Source organism: Variovorax sp. GW823-FHT04F07 (assembly GCF_058795995.1).
Map to the genome: position 1 here is coordinate 215,458 of NZ_JBXAIG010000006.1, position 15,759 is coordinate 231,216.

3 protein-coding genes are annotated in these 15,759 nt (G+C 70.2%); all 3 read right to left on the reverse strand.

Annotated elements, in window-relative coordinates; genetic code table 11:
* Genes AC1RAA_RS25145 through AC1RAA_RS25155 form a run of 3 tightly spaced genes read right to left on the reverse strand, consistent with a single transcriptional unit; the run spans position 1 to position 15,757 of the window.
* Positions 1-5,820, reverse strand: coding sequence for an amino acid adenylation domain-containing protein (locus tag AC1RAA_RS25145; protein ID WP_492728079.1), 5,820 nt, complete (start codon positions 5,818-5,820; stop codon positions 1-3).
* Entirely contained in the window at positions 5,817-10,448 is a 4,632-nt protein-coding gene (locus AC1RAA_RS25150) for a type I polyketide synthase (RefSeq protein ID WP_492728081.1), read from the reverse strand. Before AC1RAA_RS25150 ends, AC1RAA_RS25145 begins: the two co-directional genes overlap by 4 nt.
* Entirely contained in the window at positions 10,448-15,757 is a 5,310-nt protein-coding gene (locus tag AC1RAA_RS25155) for an amino acid adenylation domain-containing protein (RefSeq protein ID WP_492728083.1), read from the reverse strand. Before AC1RAA_RS25155 ends, AC1RAA_RS25150 begins: the two co-directional genes overlap by 1 nt.
* Positions 15,758-15,759 lie beyond the last annotated feature (2 nt).

Consider the following 15,759-nt stretch of genomic DNA (forward strand, 5'->3'; position numbering starts at 1 on the left):
TCATTCGCTCCCTACCGCTTCGGCGGCCAGCAGCGTCGAGCGCTCGAACATCGCGCCCATGGCCACGACGATCTTGCGCGGGCCTTCGTACGGATCGCGCGCATGCGCCGCGAGCATGTTGTCGAGCATCACCACGTCGCCCTTGCGCCAGTCGAAACGCACTGCGCATTCCTCGTAGGCACGACCCACGATGGCCATGGTCTCGTCGTCGATCGGCGTGCCGTCGCCGTAGCAGACGTGGCGCGGCATGCGCTCGGCGCCGACCAGCGCGAGCAGGTCCTCGCGCACGTCGGCCTCCAGGCAGGCGGGATGGTGCAGCTGCACCTGGTTGAAGAACACGCGCTCGCCGGTCAACGGATGCTTCATCACCGCCGGGCAATGAGTGCGCGTCTGCAGCGTGTCCTCGTCGAGCCAGCGCCATTCGATGCCGCCGGAGGCCAGCCGGGCTTCGACCTCGGCGCGCTGGTCGGTCTTGAAGAAATCGCGCCAGCTCACGTCCAGGTGCGGCGTGAACGTGCGCACATAGGTCAGCGCCTTGCGCTCGAAGGCATCGACGATCTCCGCCGGCAGGCGCCGCAGCATCTCGCGGCAATCGACGATCGGCGTCGCACCGCCCACGCGCGAGGGCAGCTCGCAGTAGAACCACTGCTTGCGCGGCCAGCGGTCCATGTGCGAGCTCTCGTTGTGGTACAGGATCATCTGCCGCTCGGGGTACGGCGTAGAGCGGTAGGTGCGGCGTCCGCCCTCCTTCTTGGGCAGGTCGCCGTAGCCGCCGTAGAGCTCGGGCTCGACGTTCTCGGCGAAGGCCTCGAAGTCCTGCGGCGTCTCCAGACCGAAGTTGCGGAACAGCAGGCCACCGTGGCGCGCCAGTGCGTCGTCGACGAAGCCGCGGTTCTCGCGCACCCAGGCGAGCGCGTCGAAGCCGGCGCTCGCGGGTTCGACAACGAGCGGAAACTGGCGCGCATCGGACAGGAACGAGGTCTTGACCTGCGGGCGCGATGCTTCGGCAACGCCTGCGGTGGCGGCAGGGGCAGCCGGTGGCCGGGCCGCGAATTTCTTGAGCTTGTCCAGCTTGCCGAGCTGGGGCGATGGCATCGGATTCATGGGAGATTCCTTGCGAACAGGTGTTGAAAAGAGTTGCTCGACCCGTGCCTCGGGCGAGATGACCAGTTGCCGCAGCAGCGCGCACCAATCGGCGGCCCAGCGCCGGATCGATTCGCTGCGGTAGAGGCCGGTGTCGTAGACCCACTCGGCGGTCCACTCGCGCGGCCCCTCGTGGATGAAAACGGCGATGTCGAATTTCGAATGCCGCACGCGCTGCGGCACGACATCGATGCGCAGCCCCGGGATCTCGAAGTGGCCGGTGGGTGTGTTCTGCATCACGAACAGCATGCGCACCGGCGTGCCCTGCGCGCGGCCGAGGCCGGCCAGATCGAGGATGCGGTCGAGGGGAACGCCGCCGTGCGCGAGCGCCGATTGCGTGCCCGCATGCACCGCCGCCAGCCAGTCGGTGAAGCGCGCCGCCTCGTCGCGGCGCGAGCGCAGCGGCACCACGTTGACGAAGAAGCCCATGAGCTTCTCGAGCTCGGGGTGGTCGCGCCCCGCGACGTCCGTGCCGACGACGATGTCGTCGGTGCCGGCTTCGCGGTGCACCAGCGCGAGGAAGGCGGCCAGCATCACGGTGAAGCGCGAGGTCTTGTTCGCCCGGGCGAGCGGCGCCAGTGCCTCCACCAGCGCGCCTTCGACCGGCACGCGAAGGCTGTCGCCCGCATGTCCGGCAACGCCCGGCTGCGACGTGTCCACCGGCAGGCGCGAGCCCTTCGGCGCGTTGTCGAGGTAACGCTGCCAGAAGGCGGCGTCCTGCGCGCGAGTGGCCTCGAGCATGCGTGCATGCCAGACCGCGTAGTCGGCGTACTGCACGCGCAACGGCGGCAGCGTCGAGGGAAGGTCGGCACGCAGCGCCTCGTAGGCAGCCACGAATTCGCGCGCGAAGATCGCACCCGACCAGCCGTCGAAGGCGATGTGGTGCACGCACAAGAGCAGCGCATGGCGCCCCGGGCCCAGGTGCAGCAGCGAGGCGCGCAGCGGTGCGGCATTTGCCAGGTCGAAGGGCTCCGCGGCCATGGCCTCCAGCGCGGCATCGATGCGGGCGGCATCGGCCTCGGGTGCCACAGGCGAAAGATCGATCCACGGCAGATCGAAGGCCGCCACCGGTGCGATCGTCGCGACCGGTTCGCCATCGTCGTTCTCGGGGTAGGCCATGCGCAGCACCTCGTGGCGCGACACCAGCGTCTCGAGCGCGCGGCGCAACACGGCCGGATCGAGCGGCCCTTCGAAGCGCAGCGCGGTCGCCATGTTGTAGCCAGTGCGCGCGGCAGTGCCCGACAACCTGTCGACAAGCCACAGGCGGTGCTGCATCGGCGACAGGTGCATCTGCCCGACGCGTGCCACCGGCATCAACGTCGGCAGCGATGCGCCCGCTCCCACAGGCGCAAGGCGCGTGGCCATGTCGCGCAGCACCGGGTGGTCGAACACCTCGCGCAGCGGCAATTGCAGCCCCGCTCCTGCGCGCAGGCGCGAGACCAGTTGCGCAGCCATCAGCGAATGACCGCCCAGCTCGAAGAAGTTCGCCTCGCGGCTCACCCCCACCGTGCCCAGCAGTTCGCTCCAGATGCGCGCCAGCGCCTCCTCGAGCGCGCCGCTCGGCGGTACGTGCGTGCCGGCATCGGCGGCCTGGATCGGCGGCAGCGCCTTGCGGTCGATCTTGCCGTTCGCGTTGAGCGGCAGCGCCGGCAGCTTCATCAGCAGCGACGGCACCATGTACTCGGGCAGCGTGCGGCCTAGCCATTCGCGCAGCGCCTGGGCATTGGCCTCCTGGCCGTCGCCCTGCACGGCGCGCAGCGAGACATACGCCGCGAGCCGTGCGCCGCCGGCCGCCTGCTGCATCACCACCACCGCTTCGCGCACCTGCGGATGTGCGAGCAGCTGCGCCTCGATCTCGCCGAGTTCGATGCGAAAGCCGCGGATCTTCACCTGGTGGTCGAGGCGGCCGAGGTAGTCGAGTTGGCCCTGACTGTTCCAGCGCACGAGGTCGCCGGTGCGGTACAGGCGCCCGCCGCCGGTCGCATCGAAGGGGTCGGCCACGAAGCGCTCCGAGGTCAGCCCCGGTCGCTTCGCATAGCCGCGCGCGAGCCCGATGCCGCCCAGGTACAACTCGCCCGCCACACCGGGCGGCACGAGGTTGAGCGACGCATCGAGCACATGGGTCTGGATGCCGGAGATGGGCTGCCCGATCGCGACCTGGCTTCGGCCGTCGTCGCGGCAGGTCCAGTGGGTCACGTCGATGGCCGCCTCGGTCGGGCCGTAGAGGTTGTGCAGCTTCGCCTGCGGAAGACGCCTCAGCACTTCGTTCTGCGCCTCGGCGGGCAGCGCCTCGCCGCTGCACACGATGCGGCACAGGCTGGTGCAGCTTTCCACATCGGGCTGCGTGAGGAAGGCCTGCAGCATCGAGGGCACGAAATGCAACGTGCTCACGCCGTGCCGGCGAATCAGCTCGACCAGCCGGGCGGGATCGCGGTGGTCGCCCGGCGCCGCCACGGCCAGCCGTGCGCCGACCATCAACGGCCAGAAAAATTCCCACACGGAGACGTCGAAGCTGAACGGCGTCTTCTGCAGCACCGTGTCGCCGGGGCCGAGGCCATAGGCCTGCTGCATCCAGGCGAGCCGGCTGTGCAGCGCGCGATGCCGGTTGGCCGCGCCCTTGGGCTTGCCGGTGGAGCCCGAGGTGTAGATCACGTAGGCGAGGTTCTCCGCGTCCAGCGCCACGGCCGGGTCGCTGTCGGGAGCGTCGGCCACATCGGCGGCATCGGCGGCATCGGCGGCATCGATGGCCAGCACCGCCACGCCAGCGTCGGCGGGCAGCCGGTCGCGCAGGCGCTCCTGCGTGAGCACGAGTGCGAGCCCGCTGTCTTGCACCATGTAGGCGACACGGTCGGCCGGATGTTCCGGGTCGATGGGCACGTAGGCGCCGCCCGCCTTCATGACCGCGAGCAGCGCGATCACCAGTTCGTTGCTGCGTTCCAGCGCCACGCCGACCAGGCTTTCGGGCCGCACGCCGCGGGCGATGAGCCGGTGCGCGAGGCGGTTGGCGCGGCGTTCGAGTTCCGCGTAGCTCAGTGTTTCGTCGCCAAAGACCAGCGCCTCGGCATCCGGGTGTGCGGTGGCCCGGCGCGCGATGAGGTGGTGCACCGGCTCGGCCTCGCCATGGCTGTGCGTGCTGACGCCCCATGCCGCGAGCTGCGCATGCTCTGCATCGTCGAGCAGCGCGAGCGCACCCAGCGCCTGGCGCGGGTCGGTGGCCAGTGCGGCGAGCATGCGGTGGTAGTGGCCCGCCAGCCGCGCCATGGTGGCGGGATCGAAGAGTTCGGCCGCGTAGCGGAAGGCGGCGCGGATGCTGCCGTCCTCGCGCTCGATGGTTTCCAGCGTGAGCTCGAAGGGTGCGGCGCGCTCCTCCAGGTCGATGCGCCGCACCGCCAGCCGCGGCCAGCCGCGCAGCGGGCGGTCACCCTCGCCGAGGTGGTTGAACATGACCTGGAAGAGCGGCGAGCTCGCATGGCCGCCGTCGGCGCGCAGCGCCTGCACCAGCCGCTCATAGGGCAGCTCCTGGTTCGCCTGCGCCTCGAAGGCGGTGTCGCGCACCTGCGCGAGCAGATCGGCCAACGGCATGCGTGCGTTCAGGCGCGCATCCATCACCACGGTGTTGATGAAGGCGCCGACGACGCCCGCGGTCTCGGGGCGGCTGCGGCCCGCGACCGGCACGCCGATGCGGATCTCCTCCTGCCCGGTGTAGCGGAAGAGCACTGCATGGAAGGCCGCGAGCAGCACCATGAAGAGCGTGCCGCCCTGCGCGCGCGCCTGCTGCCGGAGTTCGCGCGCAAGCGGCGCGGGCACGTCGAGCGCATGCTGCACCGCGCTGTAGCCGGACTGGCCCGAGCGCGGGCGGTCGGTCGCGAGGTCGAGCACCGGCTGGCTGCCGCCGAGCCGCTGGCGCCAGTAGGCCAGTTGCCGCGCGCCCTCTTCCCCTTCGAGCCACCGGTGCTGCCAGCGCGCGAAGTCGATGTAGCGGATCTCGGGCCCGGCCTGCGCCGCACCCTCCGGCACCGCGGCGCCATCCACCAGCTGCGCATAGCGCTGCGCCAGCTCATCGAGGATGAGCTCGACGGTCCACGCATCGGAGACGATGTGGTGCAGCATCAGCAGCAACTGGTGCTCGCCCTCTTCCATCTTCAGCAGCGCGCCGCGCAGCAGCGGGCCGGTCGTCAGGTCGAAGGGTGTGCGGCAGACCTGGAGCACCGCTTCGCGATGGCGTACCGCGCGGGTTGCCGCATCTAGCGTGCTCAGGTCGGCAAAGGGAATGTCGATGCGCGCCGCGGGGTCGATGCGCTGCTCGGGCAGGCCTTCCGCGCCGGTGCCGAACACGGTGCGCAGGCTGTCGTGGCGCTGCACCAGACGGTGCACCGCCTCCTGCAGCGCGGCCACGTCCAGCGAACCCGAGAAGCCGAGTCCGCCGCCGACGTGATACGCCGTGTCGCCGGCATCGAGCTGCCACAAGAACCATTGGCCCTGCTGCATGAAGGAGACCGGCGCAGCGCCGCCGTCGTCGGTGCTCTTCGCAATGCCCTCGCGCGAAGGACGCGGCGCGGTGCCGGCCGTCTCGGCGGCATCGTTGCCGTCCCCGCGCTTCAGGCGGCGCTGCAGCAGGCTCAGTTGCGCCGGCGTCAGTTTGGCGCGGCGCGCGGTGATGTCGTTGCCCTGGCTCATGATGGAAAACTCGCAGTGCTGCGGCCGAGGCGATCGCCGTCCCGGCCCTTTTCTCCTGTTTCGCCTGTTTCGCCGGCTTCGTCGTCGAGGCCGGCCGCTTCGATGTCCTCGATCAGCCGCAGCTCGACCAGTGCGGCCAGCTCGGCGACGGTGGGCGCCTTGAAGAAGGCGGCGGGCGCCAGGTCCACGCCGTAGGCCTTGCGCACCTTCGACAGCAGGCGGATGGCGAGCAGCGAATCGCCGCCCAGTTCGAACAGGTTGTCGTTCACGCCCACGGGTGCGATGCCGAGCGCCTCGGTCCACAGTTCGGCGAGCCCCTCTTCGAGATCGCCTTCGGGCGCGACGAAAGCCGTCTGCAGCACGGGGCGCGGATGGCCGGCGCGCGCGGGCGCGGCGGCCCCCGGCTCGTCGTCCATCGCATCCAGCAGGCCGCGAAGCGGGCGCAGGCGCGGCGCGAGCGGCGATGCGGACACCACGACCTGCGGCAGGTCGGGCCCGTTGACGATGCGCTCGAAGGCCAGCACGCCGGTGCGCTCGTCCAGGCCCATGCCCTCGGGCATGTCCTTGCCGGCCGCGGCGCCCACGTCGCGCCAAGCGTCCCAGTTGACCGAAAACACCGGCAGCGCCGACGAACGGCGGTGCGCGCTCGCGAAGGCGTCGAGGTAGTCGTTGGCCGCGGCGTAGTCGCTGAGGCCGAGGCCGCCGAGCAGCGTCGCGATCGAGGAGCAGAAAAGCACGAAGTCCAGCGGCTCCGAGGCCACCGTGTCGAGCAGCGCGCGCGTGCCCGCCACCTTGGGTGCGAATGCCGCCTCGACCTGCGCCTGCGTGCGTTGCGAGACCATGCCGTGGTCGGGTTCGATGACGGCGTGGACGACGCCGTTCACCGCGCCGAAACGCGCATGCGCCGCCGCCAATGCGCTGCGCAGTTGGGCGGAGTCGGTCACATCGGCGGCCACGGTCAACACCTCGATGCCGGCAGCCTCCAGTTCGATGAGTTGCTGCAGCCGGCGGCGCAGCGCCAGTGGCTGGTCGGCTGCTTCGGCAAGGCGCGCCCACTCGCTGCGCTGGGGCACGGGCGTGCGGCCCAGCAGCACCAGCCTGGCCTGCCAGGTCTTGCCGAGGTGGCGCGCAAGCGCGAGGCCCACGCCACCGAGCCCGCCGGTGATGAGATACACGCCGCCCTTGCGCAGGCGCTGCACGCCCGGCGTGTCGGCCGCGAGCGCTTCGTAGCCCTTGGTCCAGCGGTGCGGACCGCGGTAGGCGACGACGGCTTCGTCGTGCGATGCCGCCGCCTCTTCGACCACGCGGCGTGCAAGCTCACTCTCGGCCGCGCTCTCGGGCGCCGGCAGCACCACATCCACGATGCGGCAGGCGATCGACGGCGACTCCTGGCCCAGCACCTTGGCCAGGCCGCGCAGCGTGGCCTTCTCGGGCGAAAGGGCCTCGGTGCCGGAGACGTCCTCGATGCCGTCGGCGATCACGGTCAGCGCCAGAGGTGCGCGTTGCGATCCACCGACGTCGTCGAGCGCCTGGGCCAGTGCGAGCAGGCTGAAATAGCCGCGCTCGAAGACCTCGGCCTGCGAGGCAGCGGGGCACCCCGCATCGAGGCTCCACAGATGGAACACCTGCGTCACCGCACCAGCCTCGGCTTCGGCCTCGCGCAGGAGCCGCGCATGGTCGGCGCGCTCGGCGGGCCGCAACGCGTACTGCAGCGCGGCGGTGCGCGCGAAGGCCTTGCCGCGCAGCGCGACGACCACCGGCACGCCCTGCGCACGCAGCGTGCGTGCGAGGCGGTCGGTGAAGCTGTTGGCATCGCCGAGGATCAGCGTGCAGCCCGAGCGGGCCACCGTGGGCTGCTCGGCGTGCGGCGGCAGTGCCGTGCGCTTCCATGCGGGCACGTAGAAAGGACTTGTGGGCCCGGCTTGCACAGGCTGCTGCGAGGCTGCCGCGGGATCGACCCAGAACCGCTGGCGCCGGAAGGCATAGGTCGGCAACGGCACGCGGCGCCGGCTCTCGCCGTTGCGGCAGGCCGCCCAGTCGATGTCCACGCCCGCGGTCCACAGGCCCGCCACCGCATTCGCCAGCTGCGGCGCATTGCGCGCGAGCTGCTGCGGATGGGCCTGGCTGGCCCAGATGCCGGCGGCCGAAGTGCTGTCGGCGTGCAGCCGAGCGAGACCGGCGAGCGTCTCGCCCGGACCGACTTCGAGCACCGCGCGGCCGGGCGTCGCGAAGATCTCGCGCAGGCCCTCGGCGAAGCGCACCGCGCCACGCAGATGCCGCCCCCAATAAGCGGGGTCGGTGGCTTCCTGCGCCGTGATCGGCATGCCCGAAGCATTGGAGAGAAATGGAATAGCGGGTGCGCTCCTCGGCACCGCGGCCACGACGCGCTCCAGCTCCGCGACCACCGGATCGACGAGTTGCGAATGGAAGGCAATGGACACATGCAGGCGGCGCGGCACATGCTGCTTCGCGCGCAGCGCCTCCTCGACGCGCTCGATCGCATCCACCGGGCCGGAGAGCACGCAGAGCGCCTCGCCGTTCACCGCGGCAAGATCGCAGCCCATGGCGAGCCAAGGCGCCAGCTCCTTCTCGGAAAGCGATACGGCGGTCATCGCGCCCGGCACCATCGTCTGCAGCAGGCGGCCGCGCGCGGCCACGATGCGCAGTGCGTCTTGGAGCGAGAACACGCCGGCCAGGCATGCCGCGACATATTCGCCAAGGCTGTGGCCGAGCATCAGCGCGGGCTTGACGCCGCAGTGCATCCACCAGCGCGCCATCGCGTAGCCGACGACGAAGAGCGCGGGCTGCGCGAACTCGACGCGCAGCAGGCGCTCATTGGCGGCCGACTCCCCGCCTGCCGGCGGAAACAGCAATGACTGCAGGTCGACGCCGCTGTCCTTGCGCAGCAGCGCGAAGCAGCGGTCCATCTCCTCGCGGAACACCGTGCTCTCGCGATAAAGGTCTGCACCCATGAGCGCGTGCTGCGTGCCGCTGCCGGGAAACAGGAACACGACTTCGGGTGCCGCGGTCACGGGCTTCGGCGCGAGCGCGGGGGCTGCGGCGAGCATCTCGGCGGCCATCGCTGGCTGGTTCGCGACCACTGCGCTGCGCCATGCGAAGGGTTTACGTCCTTCCTGAAGCGTGAAGGCGACGTCCGCCAGCGACTGCTCATCGCCGGATTCACGCAGATGCACGGCCAGTCGCTCGCGGCCTTCCTTGAGCGCGCCTGCGTCCTTGGCCGACAACGGCAACACCTGCCACGGCGATGCCTTGACTTGCGCGGAACGCGCGCGCGGCGCCTCTTCGAGCACCACATGCACATTGGTCCCGCCGATGCCGAACGAGCTCACGCCCGCACGGCGCGGTGTGCGGCCTTCGGCCCAGGGCTGGCGCTGCGCGTTCACATAGAACGGGCTGCTCGCGAAATCGATCTGCGGATTGGGCTTCGTGAAATGCAGGCTGGGCGGCAGCACGCCGTGCTTGAGCGCCATCGTGGCCTTGATGAGCCCCGCCACGCCGGCCGCCGCATCGAGGTGGCCGATGTTGGTCTTGACCGAACCGACGGCACAGAAGCCGCGCCGCTCGGTGTCGGCGCGAAAGGCCTGCGTGAGCGCCGCGATCTCGATGGGGTCGCCCAGCGTGGTGCCGGTGCCGTGCGTCTCGATGTAGCCGATGGTGTCGGCCGAGACGCCCGCGATCAGTTGCGCCGCGCGGATGACCTCGGCCTGCCCGTCGATGCTGGGCGCGGTGAAGCCGACCTTGGCGGAGCCGTCGTTGTTGGCCGCGGTGCCTTTGATGACGGCATGGATGGTGTCGCCGTCGCGCAGCGCTTCGTCCAGGCGCTTGAGCACGACCACGCCGGCGCCGCTGCCGATCACCGTGCCGGCCGCATCGGCGTCGAAGGCGCGGCAATGGCCGTCGGGCGAGAGGATCGCACCGGCCTGGTAGCGGTAGCCGCCCTCTTGCAGCAGGTTGAGCCACACGCCGCCGGCCAGGGCCATGTCGCAGTCGTGGCTCAGCAGTGCCTGGCAGGCGGTGTGCACGGCCGTGAGCGAGGTGGAACAGGCGGTCTGCACGCTCACGGCGGGGCCGCGCAGGTTGAGCTTGTAGGCCACGCGCGTGCACAGCGAGCCGCTGCCGTTGCCGTTCATCAGGCCGAGCAGGTCGGCAATGCCCGTGTGTGCGCCGAGGCCGAAGGACGGCAGCAGGTTGCGGATCAGGTAGACGTTGGCGCCCTCGCCCGCGTAGACGCCGACCTTGCCCGGCCAGCGCTCGGTATCGCAGCCGGCGTGTTCGAGCGCCGCCAAGGCGCACTCGAGAAACACGCGCTGCTGCGGGTCGAGATTCTCGGCTTCGCGGGGCGTGTAGCCGAAGAAGCCGGCATCGAACTGGTCGAAGCCTTCGAACATCACGCCGGCCTTCACGTAGTCGGGGTCGTCCAGCAGACTCTGCGGCACGCCGCGTTCGTGCAACTGCTCGTCGGTGAAGCGCGACACCGATTCCACGCCGCCCTGGATGTTGCGCCAGAAGGCGTCCACATCGTCGGCGCCAGGGAATCGGCCCGACAGGCCGACGATGGCGATCTCGAGACCGGTGGGCTCAGCGGATTCGTTGAAGGTGGGGGTCATCAATTGACTCTCTCTGCCACTTTGCGGCGTTGAAGCATGGCGGCGCGCTGGCGCAGCGCGCGGTCGTCGGCGGCGGCGGCGGCGGCGGAAGATGCGGACACGGCCTGGGCCCCGCCCTGCTCGATCCACTGCGCCAGCGACTCGACGGTGGGGTACTTGAAGAGATTGACCAGCGGCAGCGCAACCTGCAGCCGGTCTTCCAGCAGACGGTGTGCGCGGATCAGCAGCAGCGAGTGCCCGCCGAGGTCGAAGAAGTTGTCGTGCAGGCCGACCTGCTCGACCTGCAGCACCTCAGACCAGATGGCCACCAGCGTGCGGGCGACATGGCCTTGCGGCGCTTCGTAGGTGGTGGCGCGCCCCAGGCCTTCGGGCTCGGGCAGCGCCTTGCGTTCGACCTTGCCGTTGGCGTTCAGCGGCAGCGTTTCAAGCACCACGATGGCCCTTGGAACCATGTAGTCCGGCAGCGTCTGGCCGAGGCTTTCGCGCAGCACGGCCACGTCGACGGACTGGCCCGCATGCGGCGCGACATAGGCCACGAGCGATGCACCCGCTGCGCCTTGCTTCGCCACGACGACGGCTTCGCGCAGGGTTGGCTGCGCGAGGAGTTGCGCCTCGATTTCACCGAGTTCGATGCGGAAGCCGCGGATCTTGATCTGATGGTCGATGCGGCCCAGGTACTCGATCTGGCCTTCGGCATTCCAGCGCACGAGGTCACCGGTGCGGTAGAGGCGTCCGCCGCTGCCGAACGGATCGGCCACGAAGCGCTCGGCGCTCAGGCCCGGCTTGTTCAGATACCCACGCGCCAGGCTCACACCACCCAGGTACAGCTCGCCGGCCACGCCGCGCGGCACCGGGTTGAGCGCCGCATCCAGCACCCAGGTCTGCGTGTCGCTGATCGGACGGCCGATCGGCACCAGGCTCTGCCCGTCGTCGCGGCAGGTCCAGCGCGTGACGTGGATCGTGGTTTCCGTCGGGCCGTACAGGTTCTGCAGCGTCGCACCGCTCAGGCGCCTGAGCGCTTCTCGCTGAGTCTCCGCGGGCATGGCCTCACCGCCGACGATGATGTGCTTCAGGCGCGTGCTCGCCTCGATGCCCGGGTGTGCAAGGAACGCCTGCAGCATCGAAGGCACGAAGTTCAGCGTCGTGATCTGGTGACGCTGGATCAGTTGCACCAGCCGCTCCGGGTCGCGGTGGTCGCCGGGGTTGGCGATCACGAGGCGCGCGCCCGTGGTCATCGGCCAGAACATCTCCCAGCACGACACGTCGAAGCCGAACGGGGCCTTGTGCAGCACGGTGTCGTCGCCGCCGAGGCCGTAGGTTTCCTGCATCCACGCCATGCAACTGCGCAGCGCCTCGTGGCGCACGGCCGCGCCCTTGGGCTTGCCGGTGGAGCCGGAGGTGTAGATGACATAGGCGAGGTGCTCGCCGTGCAGCGCGACCTGCGGGTTGGTGTCGGGTTCGCCGGAGACGTCGAGGCTGTCGACTTCCAGCTGGGTGAGGCCGGCCCGCGGCGCGATGAGCTCGCGGGTGGCCCCATGGCTCAGCAGCAGTTCGATGCCGCTGTCTTCCACCATGTAGGCCAGGCGCTGCACGGGGTACTCGGGGTCCAGCGGCAGGTAGGCGCCGCCGGCCTTCAGGATGCCGAGGATGCCCACGACCATTTCGAGCGAGCGCTCCATCACGATGCCCACGCGCATGTCGGGCTGCACGCCCAGGGCGATCAGCCGATGGGCCAGGCGGTTGGCACGCGCGTTCAGCTCGCTGAAACTGAGCGACGACTCGTCGAACAGCAGCGCCGTCGCGTCGGGTTGTTGCCGTGCGTGCCGCGCGATGCTGTGGTGCACCAGCTCCGCACCCGGCTCCTGCCGCGCATTCACGCTCCACTGCGTGAGCTGCGACTTCTCGGGCGCGGCCAGCAGTTCGACATCTCCGACCGCGCGCCCTGCATCGGCGGACAGCGCATCGAGCACCGTCACGTAGTGCTGCGCCATCCGCTCGATGGTCTCGGGCTCGAACAGGTCCGCCGCGTAGATCACGTCGAGCATCAAGCGCCCGTCGGGCCGCTCGCGCGCTTCCAGCACCCAGTCGAACTGCGTCTGCAGATCGGGCAGCGCATGGTCGTTCACCTCGATGTCGCCCAGCCGCTGCAGTGCGCGGTGATCCTCGAACAGGTGGTTGAACATCACCTGGAACAGCGGGCTGTGGCTCATGCTGCGTTCGGGCTGCAGATGCTGGACCAGCTGCTCGAAAGGCAGGTCCTGGTGCGCCTGCGCGCCCAGCACCGTCTCGCGGGCCTGTGCCAGCACCTCTGCAAGGCGGGTGCGGCCGTCGATCGGATTGCGCAGCACCAGCGTGTTGACGAACAGGCCGATGACGTTCTCGAACTCCACGCGGTTGCGATTCGCGATCGCGGCGCCGACGCGGATGTCCTGCAGCCCCGTGTAGCGATGCAGCAGTGCCTGCAGGCCCGCGAGCAGCACGACGAAGAGCGTGGAACCTTCGGCCTGTGCGAGTCCGCGCAGGCGGCCGAGCATTGGCGCCGGCAGCTCGAAGGCATGCCGCGCCGCGCTGTAGGCGGCCTGTGGCTTGCGCGGATGGTCGGTGCGAAGCTCGAGCACGGGGTGCTCGTCGCCGAGTTCCGCGCGCCACCAGTCCAATTGACGCTGCGCCTCGCCGGCTGCCAGCCATTCGCGCTGCCACACCGCATAGTCGGCGTACTGCACGCGCGGCACGGGAAGCGCCGCTGGCCTGCCCTGCAGGCGGGCCGCATAGCCGGCAGCGAGTTCGTCGATCAGCACCTGCATCGAGGCGCCGTCGGAGACGATGTGGTGCATCACCACGGCGAGCACCTGCGCGTCGTCCGAGATGCGGATCAACGCTGCACGCAGCAAGCCGCCCTGCGTGAGATCGAACGGCGCGGCCTTGAGGCGCCGGGTTTCGTCGGCGAGGCGGCTGTCGCGTTCGCCGGCCGGCACGTCGCGCAGGTCGATCAGTTCCAGGGGCAGCGTATCGGTCGGCTTGATCCATTGCGCGGCGATGCCGTCGCTGCCGGCGCGGAACACGGTGCGCAGCGACTCGTGGCGCGCGACCAGGTCGTCGAGCGCCGCGCGCAGCGCGTCGGCCTGCAGCGCGCCGGTGAGGCGAAGCGCGCCGCTCATGTGGTACGCGGCGCTCGTCGGATCGAACTGCCAGAGGAACCACTGGCGCTCCTGCGCATGGGACAGCGGCAGCGCGTGCAGCCTGCGTTCGGGCGGCAACACGGCGATGGGCGCCGGACGGGCGCGCACGCCTTCCGCGAGTTGCTTTCGCACAGCGGCCGCGCATTCGCGCAGCCGCGGCTGCTCGAACATGAGGCGCACGGGAAAATCGACGTCCCAATGCGCCGAGATGCGCGAGGCCACTTGGGTCGCAGTGAGCGAGCTGCCGCCACGGGTGAAGAAATGCGCGTCGCGCGCAAAGGGCTTCGCATCGGCCGGCCGCAGCACCTCGCGCCAGATGGCGTCGAGCGTGCGCTCGGTCTCGTCCAGCGCGGGTTCTTCGGCCGGCGCCTCGGTGGGGCCGCCCTTGACGAACGCACCGCGCTCGTAGATCGCATAGGCATCCGCGCTGCGATCGAGCCAGCCCGCGCGGCAGGCGCTGCGCTGCAGCTTGCCGCTGGTGGTCTTGGGCATGCCGCCCGGATTGAGCAGCAGCACGGCCGACAGCGCTTCGCCGAACACTTCGCTGACCGCGGCGCTCAGCGCCTCGACCAGCACCTGCGGCGGCACCAGCTTCTGCATGCTGCGCGACACCTCGGCCGCGGCGCCGATGCCTTCGCCGTCAGGGCCGCTGGCGGCGAAGACCGCGACGCGCCCTTTGCGCACCGCATCGACCTCGGCCTCGATGACGCGCTCGATGTCCTGCGGGTAGATGTTGTGGCCGCGGACGATGATCAGGTCCTTGATGCGGCCGGTGACGTACAACTCGCCATCGCAGACGAAGCCCAGGTCGCCGGTGCGCAGCCAGCGGCGACCCGCGATCTCGACGAAGGTCTCGGCGGATTCGCGCGGCTTGCCCCAGTAGCCGGCGCCGATGCTCGCGCCGCTCACCCAGATTTCGCCGATGCGGCCGGACTCGGCCACCACGGACAGCGTGGCGGGATCGACGATCTCGACCGCGTGCTCGACCGCCACCGCGCCGCAGCCCACGAGCAGCGTGCCGCCTTCGCTCGGCGCGCCCTTGCCGGCGGCCAGGCCATCGGCGTAGAAGCCGCGCGCCACCATGCCGGCGCCGCGCTTGCCGCCGGTCACGAACAGGGTCGCTTCGGCGAGGCCGTAGCAGGCGTAGACCGCGCCGGGGTCGAAGCCCGCGGGGGCGAAGCGTTCGATGAAGTCGAATTCGGTGTCGGCGCGCACCGGCTCGGCACCGGTGTAGGCCACGCGCCAGCTCGAGAGGTCGAGTTGCGCGATCTGCGCGTCCTTCACGCGCTCCAGGCAGAGGCGGAACGAGAAGTCGGGGCCGCCGCTGAGCGTGGCGCGGTGGCGCGAGATCAGCTCCAGCCAGCGCACCGGGCGCTCGAGGAAATAGCGCGGCGACGTCAGCACCAGCGGGATGCCGCTGTAGAGCGGCTGCATCAGGCCGCCGATGAGGCCCATGTCGTGATAGAGCGGTGCCCACGAGACGAACTTGTCGTCGGGACCGATGCCCATGCCGACCTGGATCGCGTGCTCGTTGGCCATCAGGTTGCCGTGCGTGACGATGACGCCCTTGGGCGCCGAGGTCGAGCCCGAGGTGTATTGCAGGAAAGCAATGTCGTCGTCGCTCGGCTCGAAGGGCTGCCAGGCGTCGGCGAGCGCGATGTCGATCGCGTCGACGGCAACGATCTGCACATCGCCGAACTGGTTGCCTGCCGCCGACATCGCGGCGCTCAAGGCGGAAGACGTGAGCACGCAGCGGGCCTGCGAATCGGCTGCGACGCCGGTGAGCCGCGCCAGATGCTGCGGCCGCGTCGATTCGGGCGGAAACACCGGCACCGCGATCACGCCGCAGTAGAAGCAGGCCAGCATGCTCACGGCGTAGTGGTCGCCGTTGTCGAGCATCACGAGCGCGCGGTCGCCCTTGACGAACTGCTGCTGCAGGCGGGCCGCGAGCGCGCGCACGCGCTGCTCGAAGACGGCATAGGTGAAGGGCAGCTCGCTGTAGACGCCGTCGATCTCGTCGACCACGGTGAGCCAGACGTCATGCGTACGCCGTTCGGCCAACGCGCGCAGGTGCGCCACGAAATTACGCGGTTGCCGGCCGACGGATGCCGTCGCGAGCGGTTCGTTCATAT